This window comes from Streptomyces sp. R818 (assembly GCF_056172735.1).
The window spans coordinates 138,544-160,295 of record NZ_JAOCNE010000013.1; the positions used below are offsets into that span (position 1 = coordinate 138,544).

22 protein-coding genes and 2 pseudogenes are annotated in these 21,752 nt (G+C 72.6%); 8 read left to right on the forward strand and 16 right to left on the reverse strand.

The genetic code is table 11. The features are described 5' to 3' along the window. The coding region (locus N5I75_RS30050; protein ID WP_476682584.1) for a histidine kinase dimerization/phosphoacceptor domain-containing protein at positions 1 to 874 on the reverse strand (874 nt) is incomplete at its 3' end. A gap of 85 nt (positions 875 to 959) precedes the next feature. Next, the gene (locus N5I75_RS30055) at positions 960 to 1,718 is read right to left on the reverse strand and encodes a TetR/AcrR family transcriptional regulator (protein WP_476682586.1); all 759 of its coding nucleotides are present in this window, start codon (positions 1,716 to 1,718) and stop codon (positions 960 to 962) included. A 161-nt stretch (positions 1,719 to 1,879) separates the two neighbouring features. On the opposite strand from N5I75_RS30055, the gene N5I75_RS30060 reads away from it, so the two are divergent. Continuing rightward, positions 1,880 to 2,344: a nitroreductase family deazaflavin-dependent oxidoreductase gene (locus tag N5I75_RS30060; RefSeq protein WP_476682588.1), complete on the forward strand. Its 465-nt coding sequence runs from the start codon at positions 1,880 to 1,882 to the stop codon at positions 2,342 to 2,344. Between the two features lie 194 nt (positions 2,345 to 2,538). Here the strand turns inward: N5I75_RS30060 and N5I75_RS30065 are convergent, their stop codons facing one another. Further along, a complete protein-coding gene (locus N5I75_RS30065; protein ID WP_476682590.1) occupies positions 2,539 to 3,762 on the reverse strand; it encodes a geranylgeranyl reductase family protein in 1,224 nt (407 codons plus the stop codon). 143 nt (positions 3,763 to 3,905) lie between these two features. Between N5I75_RS30065 and N5I75_RS30070 the strand changes: the two genes are divergently transcribed. Both N5I75_RS30070 and N5I75_RS30075 read left to right on the forward strand, forming a co-directional pair. Then, positions 3,906 to 5,267 carry a M20/M25/M40 family metallo-hydrolase gene (locus tag N5I75_RS30070; protein ID WP_476682592.1) on the forward strand — a complete coding sequence of 454 codons (1,362 nt, stop codon included), beginning with the start codon at positions 3,906 to 3,908 and terminating at the stop codon, positions 5,265 to 5,267. Positions 5,268 to 5,335: 68 nt separating this feature from the next. Next, positions 5,336 to 6,109 (forward strand): MBL fold metallo-hydrolase, encoded by a 774-nt coding sequence (locus N5I75_RS30075; RefSeq protein WP_476682594.1) that lies wholly within the window; start codon positions 5,336 to 5,338, stop codon positions 6,107 to 6,109. A 46-nt stretch (positions 6,110 to 6,155) separates the two neighbouring features. On the opposite strand, the gene N5I75_RS30080 is transcribed toward N5I75_RS30075, so the two are convergent. Then, positions 6,156 to 7,151 (reverse strand): NUDIX hydrolase, encoded by a 996-nt coding sequence (locus tag N5I75_RS30080; protein WP_476682596.1) that lies wholly within the window; start codon positions 7,149 to 7,151, stop codon positions 6,156 to 6,158. A gap of 173 nt (positions 7,152 to 7,324) precedes the next feature. Here N5I75_RS30080 and N5I75_RS30085 point away from each other — a divergent pair, with 173 nt between their 5' ends. Then, positions 7,325 to 7,501, forward strand: a complete 177-nt coding sequence (locus tag N5I75_RS30085; RefSeq protein WP_476682598.1) for a hypothetical protein — start codon at positions 7,325 to 7,327, stop codon at positions 7,499 to 7,501. Between the two features lie 496 nt (positions 7,502 to 7,997). Here the strand turns inward: N5I75_RS30085 and N5I75_RS30090 are convergent, their stop codons facing one another. After that, positions 7,998 to 8,366: an NUDIX domain-containing protein gene (locus tag N5I75_RS30090; RefSeq protein WP_476682600.1), complete on the reverse strand. Its 369-nt coding sequence runs from the start codon at positions 8,364 to 8,366 to the stop codon at positions 7,998 to 8,000. Positions 8,367 to 8,649: 283 nt separating this feature from the next. Next, positions 8,650 to 9,537: an aminoglycoside phosphotransferase family protein gene (locus tag N5I75_RS30095; protein WP_476682602.1), complete on the reverse strand. Its 888-nt coding sequence runs from the start codon at positions 9,535 to 9,537 to the stop codon at positions 8,650 to 8,652. Between the two features lie 240 nt (positions 9,538 to 9,777). Between N5I75_RS30095 and N5I75_RS30100 the strand changes: the two genes are divergently transcribed. Then, positions 9,778 to 10,203, forward strand: coding sequence for an STAS domain-containing protein (locus tag N5I75_RS30100; RefSeq protein ID WP_476682604.1), 426 nt, complete (start codon positions 9,778 to 9,780; stop codon positions 10,201 to 10,203). Positions 10,204 to 10,281: 78 nt separating this feature from the next. Further along, the gene (locus N5I75_RS30105) at positions 10,282 to 10,467 is read left to right on the forward strand and encodes a CsbD family protein (protein ID WP_476682605.1); all 186 of its coding nucleotides are present in this window, start codon (positions 10,282 to 10,284) and stop codon (positions 10,465 to 10,467) included. A gap of 78 nt (positions 10,468 to 10,545) precedes the next feature. On the opposite strand, the gene N5I75_RS30110 is transcribed toward N5I75_RS30105, so the two are convergent. Both N5I75_RS30110 and N5I75_RS30115 read right to left on the reverse strand, forming a co-directional pair. Next, the gene (locus N5I75_RS30110; RefSeq protein WP_476682607.1) at positions 10,546 to 11,457 is read right to left on the reverse strand and encodes a class I SAM-dependent methyltransferase; all 912 of its coding nucleotides are present in this window, start codon (positions 11,455 to 11,457) and stop codon (positions 10,546 to 10,548) included. A gap of 251 nt (positions 11,458 to 11,708) precedes the next feature. Further along, positions 11,709 to 12,671, reverse strand: coding sequence for an ROK family protein (locus N5I75_RS30115; RefSeq protein WP_476682609.1), 963 nt, complete (start codon positions 12,669 to 12,671; stop codon positions 11,709 to 11,711). A 219-nt stretch (positions 12,672 to 12,890) separates the two neighbouring features. Here N5I75_RS30115 and N5I75_RS30120 point away from each other — a divergent pair. Beyond that, a pseudogene (locus N5I75_RS30120) lies at positions 12,891 to 13,929 on the forward strand (LacI family DNA-binding transcriptional regulator). A gap of 51 nt (positions 13,930 to 13,980) precedes the next feature. Here the strand turns inward: N5I75_RS30120 and N5I75_RS30125 are convergent. The 5 genes and pseudogenes from N5I75_RS30125 to N5I75_RS30145 form a co-directional block, all read right to left on the reverse strand. Further along, positions 13,981 to 15,280, reverse strand: a pseudogene (locus N5I75_RS30125) (DUF6986 family protein). 171 nt (positions 15,281 to 15,451) lie between these two features. After that, positions 15,452 to 16,414 (reverse strand): electron transfer flavoprotein subunit alpha/FixB family protein, encoded by a 963-nt coding sequence (locus N5I75_RS30130; protein WP_476682611.1) that lies wholly within the window; start codon positions 16,412 to 16,414, stop codon positions 15,452 to 15,454. 76 nt (positions 16,415 to 16,490) lie between these two features. Beyond that, on the reverse strand, positions 16,491 to 17,279 hold the full coding sequence (locus tag N5I75_RS30135) for an electron transfer flavoprotein subunit beta/FixA family protein (protein WP_476682613.1): 789 nt from the start codon (positions 17,277 to 17,279) through the stop codon (positions 16,491 to 16,493). A 188-nt stretch (positions 17,280 to 17,467) separates the two neighbouring features. Then, positions 17,468 to 17,974: a flavin reductase family protein gene (locus tag N5I75_RS30140; RefSeq protein WP_476682615.1), complete on the reverse strand. Its 507-nt coding sequence runs from the start codon at positions 17,972 to 17,974 to the stop codon at positions 17,468 to 17,470. A gap of 173 nt (positions 17,975 to 18,147) precedes the next feature. Next, a complete protein-coding gene (locus N5I75_RS30145) occupies positions 18,148 to 18,516 on the reverse strand; it encodes a TlpA family protein disulfide reductase (protein WP_476682617.1) in 369 nt (122 codons plus the stop codon). Positions 18,517 to 18,755: 239 nt separating this feature from the next. Between N5I75_RS30145 and N5I75_RS30150 the strand changes: the two genes are divergently transcribed. Continuing rightward, complete coding sequence (locus N5I75_RS30150) at positions 18,756 to 19,484, forward strand: lysophospholipid acyltransferase family protein (RefSeq protein WP_476682619.1); 729 nt, start codon at positions 18,756 to 18,758, stop codon at positions 19,482 to 19,484. Positions 19,485 to 19,494: 10 nt separating this feature from the next. On the opposite strand, the gene N5I75_RS30155 is transcribed toward N5I75_RS30150, so the two are convergent. From N5I75_RS30155 to N5I75_RS30165, 3 genes are all read right to left on the reverse strand, one after another. Beyond that, positions 19,495 to 20,181, reverse strand: coding sequence for a B3/B4 domain-containing protein (locus N5I75_RS30155; protein ID WP_476682621.1), 687 nt, complete (start codon positions 20,179 to 20,181; stop codon positions 19,495 to 19,497). Positions 20,182 to 20,202: 21 nt separating this feature from the next. Next, positions 20,203 to 20,802, reverse strand: coding sequence for a transglutaminase-like domain-containing protein (locus N5I75_RS30160; RefSeq protein ID WP_476682623.1), 600 nt, complete (start codon positions 20,800 to 20,802; stop codon positions 20,203 to 20,205). A gap of 74 nt (positions 20,803 to 20,876) precedes the next feature. Then, a partial coding sequence (locus tag N5I75_RS30165; protein WP_476682624.1) for a threonine aldolase family protein occupies positions 20,877 to 21,752 on the reverse strand: 876 nt, incomplete at its 5' end.

A 21,752-nucleotide genomic window follows, 5' to 3' on the forward strand; every position in this document is an offset into this window, starting at 1 on the left:
GCTCGACGAGCTCGGGCAGCCGGTCGAGTCCGGGTGCGGGAGCGCGCGGCGCGGCCCCGGGCGCCCGGAGGGTGTCGAGCACCTGCCGCACCTCGCCGAGCGCCTCCTTGCTCGCGGCCTTGATGGTGGTCAGCGCGGTCCGCGCCTGCTCAGGGTCGGAGTCGAGCAGGGCGAGTCCGACGCCCGCCTGCACATTGATCACGGAAAGGGAGTGCGCGAGCACGTCGTGGAGTTCGCGGGCGATCCGCAGCCGCTCCTCGTCGGCCCGCCGCCGCGCCGCCCGCTCCCGCTCGGCCCGCGCCTGCTCCCCCTGCTCGCGCCGCACCCGGACGAGTTCGGCGACCGCCACGACGGCGAGCACCCACGCCGCGACGATCCCCTCCTGCCCCCACGGCCGAGGTCCGTCGCCGGACGGCGGCAGATACGCGTACAGCCAGTGCGCCACGAGGAGATGGCCGAGCCAGAGCAGCCCCACGGCGGACCAGGCCGCGCGCCGGTGCCCGGCGACGACCGCCGAGAAGCACGCCAGCGCGACCGTGGCCAACACCGGCCCGTAGGGATATCCGCCGCCCAGATAGACGGACGCGCACACCGCCGCACCGAAGGCGACCGGCACCGGGTGGCGGTGCCGCCACAGCAGCAGCAGACAGGCGGTGATCAGCAGCAGGCACGCGAAGAGGTCGAGGGCGACGCGGTCGCTCTGGCCCTGCGCGGCGAAGCGCGACCCGACGAGCACGAACGCCGTCACCAGCGCCGTGGAGCGCCAGGGCCGGCGGCGACCGCCGCTCCGGCCCCACCACGCGCCGCTCCACGGCGGACCGCCGTCGCGCACGTCGCCCGGGAGGCGCGCCTCGCGCGCCCGCTGCTCGTCCATGCCGCCACGCTAGAGCGCACGGGCGGTGGCGGGCGTCCGCCGGGCGAGGTGATCACCCGTACTCCCCGGGGAGTACGGGACGCCGCTACTTCAGCAGGCCGACGCCGTGGGCGAGGTTCGCGGCGGCGTGCGCGAAGAACGCGGCGCGGTCCTCGACGACCCTGTGGAACTGGCCGAACACCTCGAAGCCGACGAGGCCGAACAGCTGGGCCCATGCGGCGACGAGCGCGACCGCCACCTCGGGCGGCAGGTCCGGCGCGAGATCGGCGGCCATCCGGTGCGCCTCGTCCCGCACCCCGGCCGACAGCGGCGGCAGCGCCACACCCCTGCCCTCGTAGGCGTCCCGGACGATGGCGATGAGCAGCAGGCCGACCCGGGAGGCGGCCGGGACGGTGGTCGCGGGGGCGGTGTAGCCCGGGACGGGCGAGCCGTAGATGAGCGCGTACTCGTGCGGGTGGTCGAGCGCCCACACCCGTACGGCCTGGCACACGGTGACCCAGCGGCGGGCCGGCGTCGGCTCCCCGCCGGGCTCCCCGATCTCGCGGACCGCCGCGTCCGCCTTCTCCGCCGCCTCGCCGAGGGAGTCGTACGCGTCGATGATCAAGGCGGTCAGCAGGTCGTCGCGGCTGGGGAAGTAGCGGTACAGGGCCGAGGAGACCATGCCGAGTTCGCGGGCGACGGCGCGCAGCGAGAGCTTTGCGGCGCCGTCCTCGGCGAGTTGTCTGCGCGCCTCGTCCTTGATGGCGGCGGTGACTTCCTGCCGGGCGCGGGCGCGGGCTCCCTGCGTGGTGCCTCCGGCGCGCGGGGGTGTGCTGCGGCTCGGCGTGCTGCGGCTCGTACTCATGGGGGCAGTGTCGCACAGGGCGAGAGCGCTGCCCTACTTTCGGAGCGGCGCACAAAAACGAGAGCACTGCTCTTGCTTTGGGGCGCCGGTCTCATGCAGACTGCTCTCAAGCGAGAGCAGTGCTCTCGATTTCCGAACTCCGCAGCCGCCAGGAGGCCCCGATGTCCGCAACGGTCACGCCCGCTCACGTGAAGAAGCCCGGCTGGTTCACGATCAACGTCCTGAACCGGTCCGTCGCCTGGCTGACCCGTCGCGGTGTCAGCGTCTGGGGCTCCCGGATCCTCGCGGTGCGCGGCCGCAAGAGCGGAGCCTGGCGCACCACGCCCGTCAATCTGCTGACGATCGACGGTCAGCGGTACCTCGTCGCCCCGCGCGGCCACGTGCAGTGGACGCACAACATGCGGGCGGCCGGCGGCGGGGAGCTGCGCCTGGGCAAGGCGGCCGACGCGTTCACCGCCACCGAGGTCGCCGACGACGACAAGCCCGCCGTGCTGCGCGCCTACCTCAAGCGCTGGAAGGCCGAGGTCGGCGTGTTCTTCGGCGGGGTGGGCCCGGACTCCACCGACGCCGAACTGCGCCGCATCGCCCCGGACCACCCCGTCTTCCGCATCACACTCGACGCCTGACCGCGCCCGGCCTTGCCCGGGACCGGCGCCCGGCCTTACCCGGATGGGCGCCCGGCCTGGCCCGGAACCGGCGCCCGGCCTTACCCGGATGGGCCCCCGGCCTCACCCGGGACCGCACCTGGCCTTGCCCGGGACCGCACCCGGCTCCCGCCCGAGCCGGCGCCCGGCCCCGCCCGGGACAGCGCCGGACGGCGTCAGCGGTCGAGACGCGAAAGGGCCTTCCCCGCCAGCGGATGGGTGCGGACCAGTTCGCCCAGCGTCGTCGAACCACGGGTGATACGCGCGAACGCGTTCCACGCGGGGCGGAACCCGGTGAGCACGGCGTGCAGCAGCCCCGGCTTGCGCTCGAAGACGGTCAGCATCCGCTTGCCCACGGCCATCTCGACACCGAGCCCGGCCTTGATGGCGAAGGCGTAGTTGAGCGCCTGGCGACGGGCGTCCACCGCGTCGTGCGCCTCGGCGACGCGCACCGCCCACTCCCCCGCGAGGCGGCCCGAGCGCAGCGCGAACGAGATGCCCTCGCGGGTCCACGGTTCGAGCAGCCCGGCCGCGTCACCGCAGACCAGGACCCGGCCGCGGGAGAGCGGCGAGTCCTCGGCGCGGCAGCGCGTGAGGTGCCCTGAGGAGACGGCGGGCTCGAACCCGGCGAGCCCGAGCCGCCCGATGAAGTCCTCCAAGTACCGCTTGGTGGCGGCGCCTTCACCGCGCGCCGAGATGACGCCGACGGTGAGGGTGTCGTCCTTGGGGAAGACCCAGCCGTAGCTGCCGGGCATCGGCCCCCAGTCGATGAGGACGCGCCCGCGCCAGTCGTCGGCGACCTCCTGCGGCACCGGGATCTCCGCCTCAAGACCCAGGTCGACCTGATCGAGCTTGACGCCGACGTGCGCGCCTATCCGGCTCGCGCTGCCGTCGGCGCCGACCACGGCACGCGCCAGGATCGTCTCGCCGTCCTGGAGGACGACGGCGACCGTGCGCCGGTCGGGCACCTCGCTGCCGTGCTGCTCGACGCGGGAGACGGCGGTGCCGGTGCGCAGTTCGGCGCCCGCCTTCTGGGCGTGCTCGACGAGCTGCGCGTCGAACTCGGGCCGGTTGATCAGCCCGAACAGCATGTTCTTGGAGCGCCGGGTGCGCGCGTACTTGCCGTTCAGGGAGAACGTCACCGCGTTCACCCGGTCCTTCAGCGGCAGTTCGAAGCCGGGCGGGAGCGAGTCCCGCGACGGGCCGATGATGCCGCCGCCGCACGTCTTGTAGCGGGGGATCTCCGCCTTCTCCAGGAGCAGCACCCGCCGTCCGGCGACCGCGGCCGCGTACGCGGCGGACGCCCCCGCGGGCCCCGCGCCCACCACGACGACGTCCCACACCTCCATGGCCCGCTCGTCGCCCATGTCGCCCTCGCCCGTCGAGTTCTCGCTGCTCACGTTGGTCTACTGCTCCCGATCAGCTGCCTGCCGCACGTTTCTCACGCATCCTACGGCGGGCCGCCCCGTGACCCACTGCGGGAGGATCATGCGAGGATCGTCGCCACACCCTGCACAACGTCGCACCTACGAGGAGCGTGCCCATGTCGCCGCATCCGATCGCCGAGACCGTCGCCGCCCTGCTCCCGCGGGCCAAGGCCGAACTGGCCGAGCTGGTGGCCTTCAAGTCGGTGGCGGACTTCGCTCAGTACCCCAAGAGCGAGAGCGAGGGTGCGGCCAACTGGGTCGCGGACGCGCTGCGCGCCGAGGGCTTCCAGGACGTGGCCCTGCTCGACACCCCCGACGGCACGCAGTCGGTCTACGGCTACCTGCCCGGCCCGGAGAACGCGCCGACGGTCCTGCTCTACGCGCACTACGACGTGCAGCCGCCGCTGGACGAGGACGGCTGGGTGACGCCCCCGTTCGAGCTGACCGAGCGGGAGGACGGCCGCTGGTACGGGCGCGGCGCCGCCGACTGCAAGGGCGGCGTGCTCCTCCACCTCCTCGCGATCCGCGCCCTGAAGGCGAACGGCGGCGTGCCGGTCGGCGTCAAGGTCATCGCCGAGGGCTCCGAGGAGCAGGGCACCGGCGGCCTGGAGCGCTACGCCGAGCAGCACCCGGAGCTGCTGCGCGCGGACACGATCGTCATCGGCGACGCGGGCAACTTCCGCGTCGGCCTGCCCACCGCGACGGCGACCCTGCGCGGCATGACCCTGGTCCGCGTCGAAATCGACACTCTGGAGGGCAACCTCCACTCCGGCCAGTTCGGCGGCGCGGCCCCCGACGCCCTGGGCGCCCTGGTCCGCGTACTGGACTCGCTGCGCGCCGAGGACGGCTCCACGACCGTCGACGGCCTGGAGCCGGACGCGGCCTGGGACGGCCTGCAGTACGAGGAGGACGCGTTCCGCAAGGACGCCAAGGTCCTCGACGGGGTCGAGCTGATCGGCTCGGGGACGGTCGCCGACCGCATCTGGGCGCGGCCCGCCGTCACCGTGCTCGGCATCGACTGCCCGCCGGTCGTCGGCGCGACGCCCTCCGTGCAGGCCGGTGCCCGCGCGCTGATCAGCCTGCGGGTGCCGCCGGGCACGGACGCCGCCGAGGCGACGAAGCTCCTGATGGCGCACATCGAGGCGCACACCCCGTGGGGCGCCCGCGTCCGCGTCGAGCAGGTCGGCCAGGGCCAGCCTTTCCGCGCGGACACGACGAGCCCGGCGTACGCCGCGATGGCCGAGGCGATGGCGGAGGCGTACGACGGCCAGGAGATGCAGTACGCGGGCCAGGGCGGCTCGATCCCGCTCTGCAACACCCTCGCCTCGCTCTACCCGCAGGCGGAGATCCTCCTGATCGGCCTGAGCGAGCCGGAGGCGCAGATCCACGCGGTCAACGAGAGCGTGTCGCCCGAGGAGCTGGAACGTCTGTCGGTGGCGGAGGCACGCTTCCTCCAGAAGTACGCCGCCGCCAAGTAGCCGGGCGGTTTCTTCGCCGAGAGCCGAGAAGTACGAGGTCGTGTCCGGGGCGTCCGTACGGTCGCCTCATGACGAGCCCCCCGGGCCACCCGCCCTACCCGCTGACGGACACGATCGACCTCACCCCCCGGCTCCGCCTCCTGCGCTTCCCGGTCGGCCAGGCCTGCCTCTGGCGCGACGGCACCGGACGCGACGCCGAACTGACCCTGATCGACGCGGGCGCGGCCGGTGCCGGCCGGCCGATCGCCGACGCCGTACGCAGATGGGGGCACGCCCCCGAGGACGTACGGCGGATCGTCCTCACGCACTTCCACGAGGACCACGCGGGCGGCGCCGGGGAGTTCGCGCGGCTGAGCGGGGCCGAGGTGTACACCCACCGCCTCGACGCGCCGTACGTGCGCGGCGAGGGCCCGGAGCCGCAGCCGGTGTACGAGGACTGGGAGCGCCCCCTCCACGCCCGGGCACTGGCACACCTCCCGCCGCGCCCGGAGCAGCCGGAACTGCCCGCCCACGTAAGGGAGTTGCAGGACGGCGACGTTCTCGACTTCGGGGGCGGGGCGCGGGTGGTCGGCGTGCCCGGGCACACGGACGGCTCGATCGCACTCCATTTGCCCGCGCACGGCGCCCTGTTCACCGGCGACGCGGTGGCGGCGTCCCCCGTCGACGGGCAGGTGATCCTGGGCGTGTTCAACCTCGACCGCGCACAGGCCGTCGCCTCCTTCCACCGCCTCGCCGCGCTCGACACCGATGTGGTCTGCTTCGGCCACGGGGACCCGGTGGCGGGCGGCGCGGGCGGGGTGCTGCGCAGGGCAGCGGCGGCGTACGAGGGCGAGGTCGCGTGAGCCCCGGCCGACCGACCGCATCCCCCTCAGTGGGCCGCTTGCGGGGTCAATCGACGGGGACGCCGGCCTCCAGATAGTGCGCGGCGCCGCGCTCACGCGCGCGGAGAGCCCAGCGCAGCCGCTCGTAGCGGACCGGGGGCAGCAGCCCGGCCGCCTCGTGCTCGCCGACGAAGCGCCAGTCCCGCAGTTCGGGGCCGGGCAGCAGGACGCGGCGGGCGGCCTCGCCGGTGAGCCGGCCGCCGTCGAAGAGGAGCCGCAACCCGCCGTAGCGGGGCGGCTCCGGTGCTTCCCAGTCGACAACCAACAGCCGGGGCACGTCGACGAGTTCTATGCCGGTCTCCTCGGCGACCTCGCGGATCCCGGCGCGGGCGGGCGCCTCGCCCCGCTCCACGACGCCGCCGGGGAACTCCCAGCCCGGCTTGTAGGTCGGGTCGACGAGGAGCACCCGCCCCTCCTCGTCGAAGAGCAGCACGCCCGCCGCGACCGTCTCGGCGGTCGGCTCCGGGGTCTGCACGATGTCGCAGGGGGCGGCCTCCCCGGCCTGCACGGCGGCGGCGATCCGCACGGCGGTGTCGTACGGGGTGAGCGGCCCGTTGTCGACCAGGTAGGCGTCGGCCGCGAGCCAGCTCGCGAGCGCGGCGCGGTAGGGCGCGATGTCGGCGGGGAGTTCGCCGCTCGGGTCACGCCTGCGCAGGATCGTTTCCCCAGGAGCGAGGAGCACATGGCACACAGGGATGCGGCGGGCGGCGAGACCACCGAAGATCTCGTCCCGGTACTCCTGGCGCAACAGCCCCATCGGCACCACGAGGACGCCGCCCAGCTCGGCGAGGAGGGCGGCCGCGGTGTCCACCACGAGCCGCCGCCAGATCGGGAGATCCTGGTGGTCGTTGACCTCGGCGAGACGCTTGGCCGGCAGCAGCCGCTCCAGCTCTCCCTCGATCACCTCGGGGTCGAAGAGCGTGCAGTTCGGGATCAGGTCGCTCAGCTCCCGTGCGGCGGTGGTCTTGCCCGCGCGGGACGCCCCGTTGACCCAGACGATCACGGTTCCCCCTCATCCATCGGCCCCCTGAGGCTTGCCCGCAACACCCTGCCACGGAAACCAGCCGCAGATCAGAGGCGGTACGGGCGCCGCGCGGAGCCCGACGGTCACCCGTCGGACCCCGGCCGCCCACAACTCGGAGGCGCGTTGTCAGTGTCACCCACTACGCTCGCCGCATGACCTTCACCGACAACCGCGCGCCCGCGCGGTCCGCCGACGAGCTGAACGAGCGGATCCGCCTCCTCATGGCGCACTCCGGCGGCCGCCTCAGCGACTCGCAGCGCCGGGAGTACGAGGTCCTGGTCGTCGAGTGGGCGGCAGCGGTGCGCGGGGAGATCGTCACAGCGGCGTGACCCTCCGGGGCGAGCGGGCCAGGGCGCTAGGCCGACGGCCCTGAAGGTGGCCTGGGTAGTTCGACCTGGCGGACTACGAATCCCGGCGACACGCCACCCGAAGCCCCCCGGCAGATCCGCCGGGGGGCCTGGGCACGCCCCCGAACCGAACGGCGGCTTGCGGCGTGCCACCCGTACCGCGCTTCCGGCCCTGCCGACCGCCCAGTAGGCCCGCCAGGGGAACCCGAGAACGACCCCGAACCCGCCACCGGACGGCGGCTCGCGGCCGCACACCCGTGCCACGCTTCCGACCCCGCCCAGCAGGCCCGCCAGGGAGAACCCGAGGACGACCCCGGCCCCCCGGCCGGAACGGCGACTCGCGGCCGTGCGCCCCATGCCACGCCTCCGATCCCGCCAACCGCCCAGCAGGCCCGCCAGGGGAAACCCGAGAACGACCCCGCTCTCGCCACCGGACGGCGGCTCGCGGCCGCACACCCGTGCCATGCTTCCGACCCCGTCAACCGCCCAGCAGGCCCGCCAAGGGGAACCCGAGAACGACCCCGCCCCCGCCGGACGGCGACTCGCGGCCGTGCGCCCCGTGCCGCGTTTCCGGCCCCGCCGACCGCGAGGTGATTCCGCCCCGTCGGACCGTGTAGGCCCGGCTGTCGACGAGGCGGGCGGCGGTGAGTTCCCGCCCCGTCTCCTCGCGGAGCTCCCGCTCCAGCGCCTCCACCGGCTGTTCGCCGTGGTCGATGTCGTCGCCGGGCAGATGCCACAGGCCGGGTGCGAAGACCGGTGAGGTGTCCGACAGGCGGGCCAGGAGGATCCGGCCCTCCCTGAGCGCCAGCGCGTACGCGGAGACGCGGGTCCGCGCCTCGTACTCCACGCTGCTTCTGGGGCACTCTACGGGGCGCCCGCGCACCGCCTCAGGGATGTCACGGTGGCGGGGGCCCCGAAGACCCGCGCGGAGAACCGGAAGGCCGGGGTGTCCGCCGCTGCCCGACGGCGTACCACCGGCCCATGTCCGGCCTCCCGGTGTCTCCGCTACGCAGTCAATCGCAGCGGCGCGGGCACCAGAAGCGTGTGCGGGGACGCCGTCGCGGCGCGGTTTTCACACGGGCGCGAACGGCGCACACGCCCCACCGCACCACACCGCACCGCACGGCCGGTCACCCGGCGAGGGCCGCCCGGATCTGCCGAGTCGTCTGCTCCGCCACACGCGCACTGGTGGCGGCGTACGCCGTGTAGGCCGAGAGGCCCGTCGTCAGGGCCCAGCCGCGCCCGCGCAGCCAGGTCGCGTCGTCGACGTCGAGCGCGGCGCGGAAGACGGCGCGGGCCGCGGGGGAGAGCAGGGTGAAGGCGACCATCAGGTCGACGGCCGGATCGCCGGGGCCGAGGTTCCCGAAGTCGATGACGGCGTGGAGGCGTCCGTCGGCCGTGAGCAGGTTGCCGGTGTGGAAGTCGCCGTGGCACCACACCGGCGGCCCCTGGGGCGCGGGGCAGTCGAGCGCGGCGTCCCACAGCGCCGTCATCGCGGGCGCGTCGAAGGCACCGGCGACGGCCGCGACCGCGTCCCGCGTGGACCGGTCCCGCTCGGCCAGGGTCTCGGCGGTCCCCGCCGCGCCCGCGTCCGTACCCGGGTCGAAGGCCCACAGCACCCGCAGGAAGGCGGCCAGTTCACGCGCGGCCTCCGTCGAGTCGCCGAGGCCTTCGACGGTCGCGACCTCGCCGTCCAGCCACCGGGTCACGGCCCAGGGCCACGGGTAGCCGAGCGCCGGTTCGCCGACCGCCACCGGGACGGGTACGGCCAGCGGGAGCCGCGGCGCGAGCCGGGGCAGCCACCGCTGTTCCTTCCTCGCCTGCCCGATGGCCCCGGGATGGCGGGGCAGACGCACCGACAGCCGGTCGCCGAGACGGTGGATGACGTGGTCAGAGCCGGCGGGGTCGACCAGCGTCAGGGGCAGCCCGGCCCACTGCGGGAACTGCCGCTCGACGAGGCCGCGGACGAGCGCCGTGTCGATGTGCGGACGGTCCGTCGGGGCGTCCCGGACCCTCATTTCGAACCCCTTTTCCGTTGGACGGTACCTTTAAATGTCAAGCACTTCATTCTCAATTCACTCCATCAAGTGATGTGGGCGATCGGGAATCGTTACGCCACAACGCCGTACGGAATATGCCGATACGGTGGCCGACCAGGCGCCCTGGTCCCCGGCGACCTCCCGATTCGTTCGCACGAAACATGAGGCAGCGCGGACGGCTCCCCCGGAGCCGGACTAGTGCTCGGCCCGGGGGGACCGATGCGACAGGGCAACCCACAGAACTACGTCTCCGGCGACTGCGGAGACTGCGGCGGCACCGCCGGTGCGACGGGCTCCGAGGAGTTCCTGCACCCGCCCGAGGTGCACACACCCGGCGACTGCGCGGTCGTCGAACTCCGTGGCGAGATCGACCTCCTCGCCTTCCAGCGCATGGCGCCACTGCTCGACACCGTGGCGGCGGGCCCGTACCGGGTCGTGGCGATCGACCTCACCGGCACCACGTTCTTCGACTGCTCCGGGCTCTCCCTCCTGGTGCGGGCCCATCGCAGGGCCGCCCACCGGGGCGGCCGGGTCACCGTGGTCTGCGACCACCGCCTCACCCTGCGCATCATCGAACTCTCCGGTCTCACCGAGGTGCTGACTCCCGTGGCGACGGTCGAGGAGGCGCTCCGGCCGTCACCGTGAGTATCGGCCGCGGGTGCGGATGCGTGAAAACGCTTTTAGCGTGGCACGTGTCTTGGCTCACCGACTGAGGAGCGAACGATGGGCGAGAACGCCATGGACAAGGCCAAGGGCAAGGCCAAGGAGATGCTCGGCCAGGCGACCGGCAACGAGCGCATGAAGTCCGAGGGCAAGGTCGACCAGGCCAAGGGCAAGGCCCGCGAGACCGCCGACGACCTCCGCGACCGCGCCGAGGGCGCACGCGACTCCCTGCGCGACGACAAGTAGCCCCGGCATGGGTGTGCCCCCTCCGCGAAGAGGGGGCACACCCATGTGCTCACGCAGGGATCAAACGGATCGCGGCGCTCAACCGGCCCGCAGATAACCCGAGTTCGCCGCCTGGCCGAGGAACGTGAACCGGCTCTCCCCCGCCATGTGCTTCTCGAACGCCTCCTTGATGCCGGGCCACTTCGGATGCCCGAAGTCGTCGAGCACGACGATGCCGCCGGGCGCCACGATCTGCTCCGCCCACTCCAGGTCTGCGGCGACCCCGGCCGCGGAGTGGTCACCGTCGACGACGATCACGCCGTACGCCCGGTCCGCGACCTCGGCACGCAGCTCGGGGTCCTCGGAGAAGCCCTGCCGGATCCGGGCCGCGGCCCCGGCCGCGCCCGCGAGCGCCAGGTTGGTGCGCACCGCCGCGCCCCGCACCGGGGTGCCCGTCGGATCGGCGCCCGTCGAGGTGCCCGGCTGCAGCTGCAGTCCGGCGAGCGGATCGACGATCGTGAGGTGCGGGTCACGGCCCGCGCGCTCCATCATCCGGATCAGGGCCGCGCCGAACATCCCGTACAGGGTGCCGATCTCCAGGATCTCGTCGTTCGGCGGGTCGAGCAGCGGGACGGCGGAGAGCTTGCCGCAGATGTTCATGGTGCCGCCCGCGATCCGGCCGACACCGAGCGCCTCCAGGGCCATCAGGAGCCGGAAGGACTGGGCGACGTTGCGCTCCGCGCCGGCGCGGTCGCCGGTCACCTTCTCCAGCTCGTCGACCAGCCGGGTGAGGTGGACCTGCGCGGGCAGCCGCGAGGTGCCCCGCCCGGTGGAGTCGAGGAGGAGTTCGAGCGGGCGCTGGCGGTGACCGAGCGCGGCCACCCGGTCGTGCAGATCGGCGCCCTGGCCGCGCAGTGTGCGGCGGACGGCGCGCTCTATGCGCTGGTCGATGAGGTCGGCGACGGGGCGCAGGGCGCGCCGGGCGGTCTTGGACGTGAGTAGCGCTCGCATGGATCGGTAACCCTCACATGGATACGACGGCATGGCTGCGTACGGGCTGGGGGGTTGGGGGTGAGCGCACATCAAGTGGCGCCGTGCTTCGGACAGTAGGCGCAGAACTGTCCACACTTCAAGGATGGCGCGAAAAGCCCGCGCGCCCGGGAAACAGGACGCCCCCGCCACCTGAAGCGCAGGTGAACGGGGGCCTTGAAGACGGACTCTGACTGTTCGTCAGGTAGTCCACGGGTTCGCCGTCCCGGGTCTCACACCGTCTGGCGCTGCGCCCCGCCGACAACCGCGTCGGACTGGAGCGCGGCCGCCGCCGCGCCCACCAGGCCCGCGTCCGTGCCCGTCGACGCCGGGGCCACCGTGAGGCGCTGCACGAAGGAGAGCGTCGCGTAGTCGCGCAGGGCGCGGCGCAGCGGGGTGAAGAGGACGTCGCCGGCCTTCGCCACTCCGCCGCCGATCACGGCGATGTCGATCTCGACGAGCGTCGCGGTCGCCGCGATGCCCGCCGCCAGGGCCTGGGCCGCGCGCTCGAAGGAGGCGACGGCCGCGCGGTCACCGGCGTGGGCGGCGCGGGCGACGGCGGCGGCGGAGGTGTCACCGTCGGCGCCGGGGCGCCAGCCGTCGCCGAGGGCGCGGCGGGCGATGTTGGGGCCGCTGGCGATGCGCTCGACGCAGCCGCGCGCGCCGCAGGGGCACGGGTCGCCGTCGAGGTCGACGCTGATGTGGCCGATGTGGCCCGCGTTGCCGGTGGGGCCCGGGCGGAGCTGGCCGTTGAGGATCAGGCCGCCGCCGACGCCCGTGGAGACGACCAGGCACAGCGCGTTGTCGTGGCCGCGCGCCGCGCCCTGCCAGTGCTCGGCCGCCGTCATCGCCACGCCGTCGCCGACGAGTTCGACGGGGAGGCCGCCCGCGAGCGCCCGTACGCGCGAGACGAGGGGGAACTCGCGCCACCCCGGCACGTTGACCGGGCTGACCGTGCCGTTCGAGCGGTCCACGGGGCCCGCGCTGCCGATGCCGACCCCGCGGACCCGGGGCCACAGCTCGGAGACGGTCAGCTCGGCGAGGACCGAGTCGACCGCGCCCATCACCGTCTCCCCGTCCTCCTGAGCGGGGGTCGGACGCTGCGCGCGCGCCAGGATGCGGCCCTGGTCGTCCACGAGGGCGCCGGCGATCTTGGTGCCGCCGATGTCGAGCGCGGCGACGAGGTCCATGTGCATCAGTGTCAGATCCCCTGGGAAAAATGGCAGGTCGGAGAAGGAAAGTTTAGGAAGCGAAGTATGGCGGAGGACAGTCTCCCCCGAGTCTGACAACGTTGTCCAGGCCCTATGCTCGACGCCACACGCCCGTGCAGGATGATGAGCCCTGACGAAAAGGGCCTGTCACCCGCCCGGTGGCCGGCTGCTCCCGGCAGCGACGACAGGACAGGACAGCGCATAGTGGACCGCACCGCCCGCCGCACCGAGAACCGCTACGGCAATCGCCCGACCATGAAGGACGTCGCCGCGCGCGCCGGGGTGGGCCTCAAGACGGTCTCCCGGGTCGTCAACGGCGAGCCGGGCGTCACCCCCGACACGGAGCGCCGCGTACAGGAGGCCATCGCCGCGCTCGGCTTCCGGCGCAACGACAGCGCGCGGGTCCTGCGCAAGGGGCGTACGGCCAGCATCGGTCTTGTCCTGGAGGATCTGGCGGACCCGTTCTACGGCCCGCTCAGCCGCGCCGTCGAGGAGGTCGCGCGGGCGCACGGGGCGCTGCTCATCAACGGCTCCAGCGCGGAGGATCCCGAGCGCGAGCAGGAGCTGGTGCTCGCGCTGTGCGCGCGCCGGGTCGACGGCCTCGTCGTCATCCCCGCCGGGGACGACCACCGCTACCTGGAGCCGGAGATCGCGGCCGGGGTCGCGACCGTGTTCGTGGACCGGCCCGCCGGGCGGATCGACGCGGACGTGGTCCTCTCCGACAGCTTCGGCGGCGCGCGCGACGGCGTCGCCCACCTCATCGCGGGCGGTCACCGGCGGATCGGCTTCATCGGCGACCAGCCCCGCATCCACACCGCCGCCGAACGTCTGCGCGGCTACCGGACGGCGATGGAGGACGCCGGGATAGCCGTCGACGAGCGGTGGATGTCCCTCGGCGTCACGGACCCCGAGCGGGTGCGGCGCGCGGCGGAGGACATGCTGAAGGGCGAGGAGCCGGTGACGGCGATCTTCGCGGGCAACAACCGTGTGACGGTGACCGTCGTCCGGGTCCTCGCCGGACTCGACCGCGGCGTCGCCCTCGTCGGCTTCGACGACATCGAGCTGGGCGATCTGCTCCAGCCCGGGGTGACCGTCGTCGCGCAGGACGCGGCGCAGCTCGGCCGCACCGCCGCCGAGCGGCTGTTCCGTCAGCTCGACGGGGCGACGCTGCTGCCGGAGCGCATCGAAACTTGCCCGACCCGGTCTGATCAAGCGGGGGCGCGGGGGAACTGCCCCGGCGTGACCTGACGTGGAGGCCCGCGCCGCCGAACGCCGGCCTCTTCCGTTCGGGTGCCTATTCGGCCTTGGCCGTCAGGTCGCCGCGGCGCGGAACCCGCGTAGCCCTCCAGGTCCACCCGGGTGAGACCGGTGAGCCGGGCCACCTCGCCGACGTCCAGGGCGCCGCAGTCCAGGCCGCGCAGCAGGTAACCGGCGAGGGCCTTGGCGGTGGCGGGCTCGTCGGCGATGTCGCCGGAGGACTGGTTCGCGTAGGCGGCGAGGCGGGCGGCGGCCTGCTCGAAGCCCTCGCGGTAGAAGGCGAAGACGGCGGCGTAGCGCGTCGGGATGTGGCCCGGGTGCATGTCCCAGCCCTGGTAGTAGGCGCGGGCGAGGGCGCGGCGCGTCAGGCCGTAGTGCAGCCGCCAGGCGTCGTGGACCTTGGCGGTGGAGCCGACGGGCAGCACGTTCGTCGAGCCGTCGGAGACGCGGACGCCCGTACCGGCGGCGGCGACCTGCATGACCGCCTTCGCGTGGTCGGCGGCCGGGTGGTCGCTGGCCTGGTACGCGGCGGAGACGCCGAGGCAGGCGCTGTAGTCGAAGGTGCCGTAGTGCAGGCCGGTCGCGCGCCCCTCGGCGGCGTCGATCATGCGGGCCACGGCGGCGGTGCCGTCGGCGGCGAGGATGGACTGGCTGGTCTCGATCTGGATCTCGAACCCGAGCCGCCCGGAGTCCAGACCATGGGCCTTCTCGAAGGCTTCGAGGAGCCGGACCATCGCCGTGACCTGCTCGGGGTAGGTCACCTTGGGCAGCGTGAGCACGAGCCCGTCCGGCAGGCCGCCGTGCTCCATCAGGCCGGTGAGGAAGATGTCGACGGTGCGGATGCCGCGGTCGCGGACGGCCGCCTCCATGCACTTCATGCGGATGCCCATGTACGGGGCGGCGGTTCCCTGCGCGTACGCCTCGGCGATGACGCGGGCGGCCCGCGCGGCCGTCTCGTCCTCGTCGGCGTCGGAGGCGGGGCGGTAGCCGTCCTCGAAGTCGACCCGCAGGTCTTCGACCGGCTCGCGGCGCAGCTTCGCCCGTACGCGGCTGTGGACCGGCTCGGCGAGTTCGTCGGAGAGCCCGAGGACCGCGGCGAACGAGGCGGCGTCCGGGGCGTGCTCGTCGAGCTGCGCGAGGGCCTGGTCGCCCCAGGAGCGGAGGGTGCCCGCGTCGAACGCGTCACCGGGGACGTAGACGGTGTGGACCGGCTGGCGGGTGCCCGGGTCTCCGGGGTAGCGGCGGCCCAGCTCCGCGTCGACCGGGGCGAGTGAGGCGCTGATGCCCTCGCTGACCGCGCCCGCGAGGCTCGTCGACACCTTCTCCTGCTGACCCATCCCTGCACCCTCCATACGCTCGTTCTTTCCGCTTCACGGAATCAACAATCCGTATAGCGAAGTTAACGGCCGGGGTGATCGGCGTCAATGGCCCCCTGGCATGGTCCCGGTACGCGGACGGGGCCGCGCGGCGATGAACGCCACACGGCCCCGTCGGAGCAGCGGATGGGGTCAGCCCTTGCGGGTCTTGACCTCGTCGGTGAGCTGGGGGACGACGTCGAAGAGGTCGCCGACGACGCCGTAGTCGACCAGGTCGAAGATCGGGGCCTCGGCGTCCTTGTTCACCGCGACGATCGTCTTCGAGGTCTGCATACCGGCCCGGTGCTGGATCGCGCCGGAGATGCCGTTGGCGATGTACAGCTGCGGCGAGACGGACTTGCCGGTCTGGCCGACCTGGTTGGAGTGCGGGTACCAGCCCGCGTCCACCGCGGCGCGCGAGGCACCGACGGCCGCGCCGAGGGAGTCGGCGAGCGCCTCGATGAGCGCGAAGTTCTCCGCGCCGTTGACGCCACGGCCGCCGGAGACGACGATCGCGGCCTCGGTCAGGTCCGGACGCCCGGTCGACTCACGCGGCGTGCGCGCGGTGACCTTGGTGCCGGTCGCGGCGTCGGAGAAGGACACCTGAAGGGCCTCGACCGCACCGGCGGCGGCGGCCGGCTCGACGGCGGCGCTGTTGGGCTTGACGGTGATGACCGGGGTGCCGGTGCAGATGCGGGACTTGGTGGTGTAGGACGCGGCGAACACCGACTGGGTCGCCACCGGGCCCTCGTCACCGGCCTCCAGGTCGACGGCGTCGGTGATGATGCCGGACTTGATCCGCAGCGCCAGACGCGCGGCGATCTCCTTGCCCTCCGCCGAGGACGGCACCAGGACGGCGGCCGGGGAGACCGCGGCGACGGCGGCCTGCAGCGCCTCGACCTTCGGCACCACCAGGTAGTCGGCGTACTCGGCGGCCTCGTGGGTCAGAACCTTCACGGCGCCGTGCTCGGCCAGTACGGAAGCCGTGTCACCGGCGCCATTGCCCAGCGCGACGGCGACCGGGTCACCGATGCGGCGGGCCAGCGTCAGCAGCTCCAGGGTGGGCTTGCGGACGGCACCGTCCACGTGGTCGACGTAGACCAGAACTTCAGCCATGGGACTTCAATCTCCTGCAATCACAAAGAAGGTGGGGTGAACCTGCCGGAACGGCCGTACGCGGCCGCTGTTCGGGCTAGATGAACTTCTGGCCCGCGAGGAACTCGGCCAGCTGCTTGCCGCCCTCACCCTCGTCCTTCACGATCGTGCCCGCGGTGCGCGCCGGGCGCTCGGCCGCCGACTCGACCTTGGTCCAGGCGCCCTCCAGGCCGACCTCCTCGGCCTCGATGTCCAGGTCGGACAGGTCCCAGGACTCCACCGGCTTCTTCTTCGCCGCCATGATCCCCTTGAACGAGGGGTAACGCGCCTCACCGGACTGGTCGGTCACCGACACCACGGCCGGGAGCGACGCCTCCAGCTGCTCCGAGGCGGTGTCACCGTCACGGCGCCCCTTGACGACACCGTCCGCGACCGCGACCTCGGACAGCAGCGTCACCTGCGGCACACCAAGCCGCTCGGCGACCAGCGCGGGCACGATGCCCATCGTGCCGTCGGTCGAGGCCATACCAGAGACGACCAGGTCGTAACCGGCCTTCTCGATCGCCTTGGCGAGCACCAGCGACGTGCCGAGCGCGTCGGTGCCGTGCAGGTCGTCGTCCTCGACGTGGATCGCCTTGTCCGCGCCCATCGACAGCGCCTTGCGCAGCGCGTCCTTGGCGTCCTCCGGACCCACGGTCAGAACGGTGATCTCCACATCGTCGTCGGAGTTCTCCGAGATCTGCAGCGCCTGCTCCACCGCGTACTCGTCCAGCTCCGAGAGCAGCCCGTCCACGTCGTCACGGTCGACGGTCAGGTCATCGGCGAAGTGCCGGTCGCCGGTGGCGTCGGGCACGTACTTCACGGTGACAACGATCCTCAAGCTCACGCCGGCTCTCCTACTGCAATCGTCTTGTACGGGGCGTCTCTGCCGCTGCGGCTGACAGCGCCTTCTACCAGGCAGCATAGGCGCCCGTTGCGGACAACTCCGGTCGGGGCGGCCCGCGCTCCGAACGAAATATTACTCGTCAGTACATCGACTGCATGCCCACTAAGCAAGCGCTTTGAACTGTGACTTCAGTCGCGCAGTCCGCTGAAGCGGCCCTGGTGGTACAGGAGCGGGCGGCCGGCCCCCGCGGGGTCGCCGCAGACCGCCTCCGCGAGCACGATCCGGTGGTCACCGGCGGGCACGCGCGCGATGACCTTGCAGACGAGCCAGGCGAGCACGCCGTCGAGGACCGGAACGCCCTCGGGGCCCTCGAACCAGCGGGTGGGCGCCGCGAAGCGGTCGGCGCCGCTCCTGGCGAAGGTGGCGGCGAGGTCGGCCTGGTGCTCGCCGAGTATGTGCACGCCGACATGGTCGGCCTCGGCGACGGTCGGCCAGCTGGAGGCGGTCAGGCCGATACCGAAGGAGATCACCGGGGGTTCGGCGGAGACGGAGGTCAGGGAGGTGGCGGTGAAGCCCACGGGCGCGGCGCCGGCGGCCGTGATCACCGCGACCCCTGCGGCGTGCTGCCGGAAGACCGAGCGGAGCAGGTCGGGGGAGGCGGGCCGGGCGGTGCGCAGGTCGGGCGTGGCCGTCATGGAGTTGTCCTTCTGCCGAGGGGTTCGAGTGGGGTCCGTGGCTTCGTCAGGAAGCAAGACAGCGCGCGCTCGAACAGCGGGCCAGGTCGACGTGGACCCGCTCGTAGAGAAGGAGTTCCTCAGGCATACGGTCAGACTGACGATACGTGGCGCGTGCAGTCAAGTGCGTCCCGTCATCTGGGAGCATGATCACGGGCCGTTCCGGCACCGGTCGCTCCCGCACTGACCGCCCGGCCGAGCGCGGCGATGACGTCGGCCTTGCGCGGCTGTCCGGTGGCGCGGCGCACCTCGCGGCCGTCGGCGGCCAGGACCAGCACGGTCGGGGTCTTGACGATGCCGCTGCGGCGTACGAGGTCGAGCCGGTCCTCCGCGTCGATCTCGATGTGCGAGACGCCGGGGACCATCGCGGCGACGTCCGCGAGAACCCGCCGGGTGGCGCGGCACGGGGCGCAGAACGCGCTGGAGAACTGGACGAGCGTGGCCCGCTCCCCCAGGTCCGCACCCAACTGCTCGGCATCGAACGTCATTTCACCCGCGGTCATCCTGCGCCTCCTCGTTCCGCCGCTCCCCTTGCAGCGTTCGAACGCGCGGTTCTATTCCCGAACACGTGACGAGGATCTCGCGCGCGGCCGGAACCAGGACTGTTCTCCCGGCCGTTCTTGGGGCACGATCTGCGCAAGCCGGAAAACCTACGGCTGCGTAACTTACCGCGCGGGAGCCGCCTCGACCGAAAAGCCTTCGGAAGAAACTCCCCACGGCAATAGAAGGGTCCACCCCCTCCATGGCAGAGCTCGTCTACCGTCCGGTCATCGGCGCCGCGAAAACGATGTTCAAGGCGCTCGACCTGAAGATCGACTGCAAGGGCTCGGAGAACATTCCGCGCTCGGGCGGAGCCGTCCTGGTCAGCAACCACATCAGCTACCTGGACTTCATCTTCGACGGCCTCGCCGCGCTGCCCCAGAAGCGGCTCGTCCGCTTCATGGCGAAGGAGTCGGTGTTCCGGCACAAGATCTCCGGTCCGCTGATGCGCAGCATGAAGCACATTCCGGTGGACCGCGCACAGGGCGAGCACGCCTACCAGCACGCCCTGTCGGCGCTGCGCTCGGGCGAGATCATCGGAGTCTTCCCGGAGGCGACGATCTCGGAGTCGTTCACCCTGAAGAGCTTCAAGACCGGCGCCGTGCGGCTCGCGCAGGAGGCGGGGGTGCCGCTGATCCCCATGGCGCTGTGGGGCACCCAGCGCGTGTGGACCAAGGGCCGGCCGCGCAACTTCAAGCGGCAGCACATCCCGATCACCATCCGCGTCGGCGAGGCGCTGGAGGCCTCCCGCGACCAGTACGCGGGGGCGCTCACCCGGAAGCTCCGCGACCGCGTTCAGGAGCTGCTCGAAGCGGCGCAGCGCGCCTACCCCGTCCGCCCGAAGGGGCCCGACGACACCTGGTGGATGCCAGCGCACCTCGGCGGGACGGCCCCGACCCCGGAGCAGGTCAAGGCCGCCGAGGCGCGCTGAGGGCAGGCGTTCAGGCCGCCGGGTGGACGGTGAGGCGCGCGCCCGGGCTGAACTTCCGCAGCAGTTCGGCCAGCTCCGCGCCCGCCGCCTCCAGGCCCGCGTGCCCGCCCATGCCCTCCAGGAGGAACAGGGCGTCCACGGAGGTGTCGGTGAGGCGGGTGCGGGTGCCCTGGCGCCAGTTCCAGCGGCGGCAGGTGACGCCCTCGTCGTCGCACCAGACGACCTCCCCCGCGTCCGGGTGCTCGACGGTCTCCTCGCCGGAGGCCACGGTGACGAAGTCCTCGGCACCGGTGGCCCGGATCAGGCGCATGCCGCCCTTGATGTGGCCGAGGTCCTCGCCGCCGACCGGGATGAGGTGGGCGACGCTGATGGCGTTGTAGACGTCCACGAGCGTGTTGATGCGCGGCAGGCCACCGTCGGCGAGGGCCCGCTTGGCGAGCGCCTCGGCGGAGTTCCGTGTCCGGTTCGGCTTGGCGCCGAAGGCGGTGTACGCGGCGCGCCAGGCCACCATGTGCGGGTCTTCCTGCGGGGCGCGCCCGTCGAGGCGCGCGGCCAGGCGCTTCGCCGCGTCGTCGAGCAGGGCCGACGTCTCCGGTGTGCTGGGCGTGTTGACGAGTCCGTAGGCCTCGATCGCGATGTGGTGGAAGTCCGGGGCGATCGCGCGGACGTCGTCGGAGACGGTGATCTTGAGGGGCATGGCCTGCCTTACGCGTTGAACTTACGACGGGAGCGAGTCGGGGAGGTTCTCCCAGAGGTACGGGCGGTCCGGGGCGCTGCGCAGGATGTCGAGCACCGCCGGATGCGGTACATCAAAGAGTACCGGATAGTCCACCTCATTGGACTCAGCATCGGGCGTGAAGGCCAGCCGCTCCCCGTTCAGCGAGAACTGGGCGTCGACGCCCGGCTTGTTGCCCCGTACGTCCTGCCGGTGCCACGCGCCGTGGAACCGTACGGCGACGAGCCCGTGCACGCACCAGCCGGTGCCCGCGTCGTGCGTGAGCCGCTGATAGCAGAGGGCGGTCGGGATGTCCTCGGCGCGCAGGAGCGCGGTGAGCGCGTGGGCCTTCGCGTGGCAGATGCCGGTGCGCCGCTCCAGGACGTCGGAGGCGCGCCAGGTGACGCGCAGGTCACCGCTGTCGGCCGAGTGCGGAATCGTGTCGCGGACGTACTCGTAGGCGGCGCGGGCGTATGCATATGAGTCGGCGGCGCCCGCGGCGAGCTCCGCGGCCGTTTCGCGCACCAGCGGATGCCGGTGATCGATGACGTCGTCAGCGGCCAGATAGGCCGAGAGATCAGGGTTGTGCTGGATCAGCTGCATGGCACGGGAGCATAGGAATGCGACCGGTCGCAGTCAATACATTTACGACCGGCTGCATAGGTATGCATGGACGCCTACCGCGCCATTTCCTCCTTGAGCGCCGCTACGAACCCGTCGACGTCCTCCTCGCTGGTGTCGAAGGCGCACATCCAGCGGACGTCCCCGGCCGCCTCGTCCCAGAAGTAGAAGCGGTAGCGCTTCATGAGGCGCTCGGCGACGTCGTGCGGGAGGCGGGCGAAGACGCCGTTGGCCTGCACCGGGTGGAGGATCTCGACGCCGTCGACGGCGCGGACGCCCTCGGCGAGGCGCTGGGCCATCCCGTTGGCGTGGCGCGCGTTGCGCAGCCACAGGTCCTTGGCGAGCAGCGCCTCCAGCTGCACCGAGACGAACCGCATCTTCGAGGCGAGCTGCATGGACAGCTTCCGCAGGTGTTTCATGTGGCGCACCGCGTCCTGCCGGAGGACTACGACGGCCTCGCCGAACAGGGCGCCGTTCTTGGTGCCGCCGAGCGAGAGGATGTCGACGCCGACGGCATTGGTGAACGTACGCATCGGCACGTCCAGGGACGCGGCCGCGTTCGCTATGCGCGAGCCGTCGAGGTGCACGCGCATCCCGCGCTCGTGCGCGTGGTCGCAGATCGCGCGGATCTCGTCGGGCGTGTAGAGCGTGCCCAGTTCGGTGGACTGCGTGATGGAGACGACCTGCGGCATGGCGCGGTGCTCGTCGTCCCAGCCGTACGCCTCGCGGTCGATCAGCTCGGGGGTGAGCTTGCCGTCGGGGGTCGGGACGGTGAGCAGCTTGAGGCCGCCCATGCGCTCGGGGGCGCCGCCCTCGTCGACGTGGATGTGCGCGGACTCGGCGCAGATCACCGCGCCCCAGCGGTCGGTGACCGCCTGGAGCGCGACGACATTGGCGCCCGTGCCGTTGAAGACGGGGAACGCCTCGGCGGT

What these genes read in the sequence shown, in the direction of transcription:
- N5I75_RS30055 (WP_476682586.1), bottom strand. Translation starts at nt 1,718, where the DNA reads ATGAGTACGAGCCGCAGCACGCCGAGCCGCAGCACACCCCCGCGCGCC.
- N5I75_RS30060 (WP_476682588.1), top strand. Translation starts at nt 1,880, where the DNA reads ATGTCCGCAACGGTCACGCCCGCTCACGTGAAGAAGCCCGGCTGGTTC.
- N5I75_RS30070 (WP_476682592.1), top strand. Translation starts at nt 3,906, where the DNA reads ATGTCGCCGCATCCGATCGCCGAGACCGTCGCCGCCCTGCTCCCGCGG.
- N5I75_RS30075 (WP_476682594.1), top strand. Translation starts at nt 5,336, where the DNA reads ATGACGAGCCCCCCGGGCCACCCGCCCTACCCGCTGACGGACACGATC.
- N5I75_RS30085 (WP_476682598.1), top strand. Translation starts at nt 7,325, where the DNA reads ATGACCTTCACCGACAACCGCGCGCCCGCGCGGTCCGCCGACGAGCTG.
- N5I75_RS30095 (WP_476682602.1), bottom strand. Translation starts at nt 9,537, where the DNA reads ATGAGGGTCCGGGACGCCCCGACGGACCGTCCGCACATCGACACGGCG.
- N5I75_RS30100 (WP_476682604.1), top strand. Translation starts at nt 9,778, where the DNA reads ATGCGACAGGGCAACCCACAGAACTACGTCTCCGGCGACTGCGGAGAC.
- N5I75_RS30105 (WP_476682605.1), top strand. Translation starts at nt 10,282, where the DNA reads ATGGGCGAGAACGCCATGGACAAGGCCAAGGGCAAGGCCAAGGAGATG.
- N5I75_RS30110 (WP_476682607.1), bottom strand. Translation starts at nt 11,457, where the DNA reads ATGCGAGCGCTACTCACGTCCAAGACCGCCCGGCGCGCCCTGCGCCCC.
- N5I75_RS30115 (WP_476682609.1), bottom strand. Translation starts at nt 12,671, where the DNA reads ATGCACATGGACCTCGTCGCCGCGCTCGACATCGGCGGCACCAAGATC.
- N5I75_RS30130 (WP_476682611.1), bottom strand. Translation starts at nt 16,414, where the DNA reads ATGGCTGAAGTTCTGGTCTACGTCGACCACGTGGACGGTGCCGTCCGC.
- N5I75_RS30140 (WP_476682615.1), bottom strand. Translation starts at nt 17,974, where the DNA reads ATGACGGCCACGCCCGACCTGCGCACCGCCCGGCCCGCCTCCCCCGAC.
- N5I75_RS30145 (WP_476682617.1), bottom strand. Translation starts at nt 18,516, where the DNA reads ATGACCGCGGGTGAAATGACGTTCGATGCCGAGCAGTTGGGTGCGGAC.
- N5I75_RS30150 (WP_476682619.1), top strand. Translation starts at nt 18,756, where the DNA reads ATGGCAGAGCTCGTCTACCGTCCGGTCATCGGCGCCGCGAAAACGATG.
- N5I75_RS30155 (WP_476682621.1), bottom strand. Translation starts at nt 20,181, where the DNA reads ATGCCCCTCAAGATCACCGTCTCCGACGACGTCCGCGCGATCGCCCCG.
- N5I75_RS30160 (WP_476682623.1), bottom strand. Translation starts at nt 20,802, where the DNA reads ATGCAGCTGATCCAGCACAACCCTGATCTCTCGGCCTATCTGGCCGCT.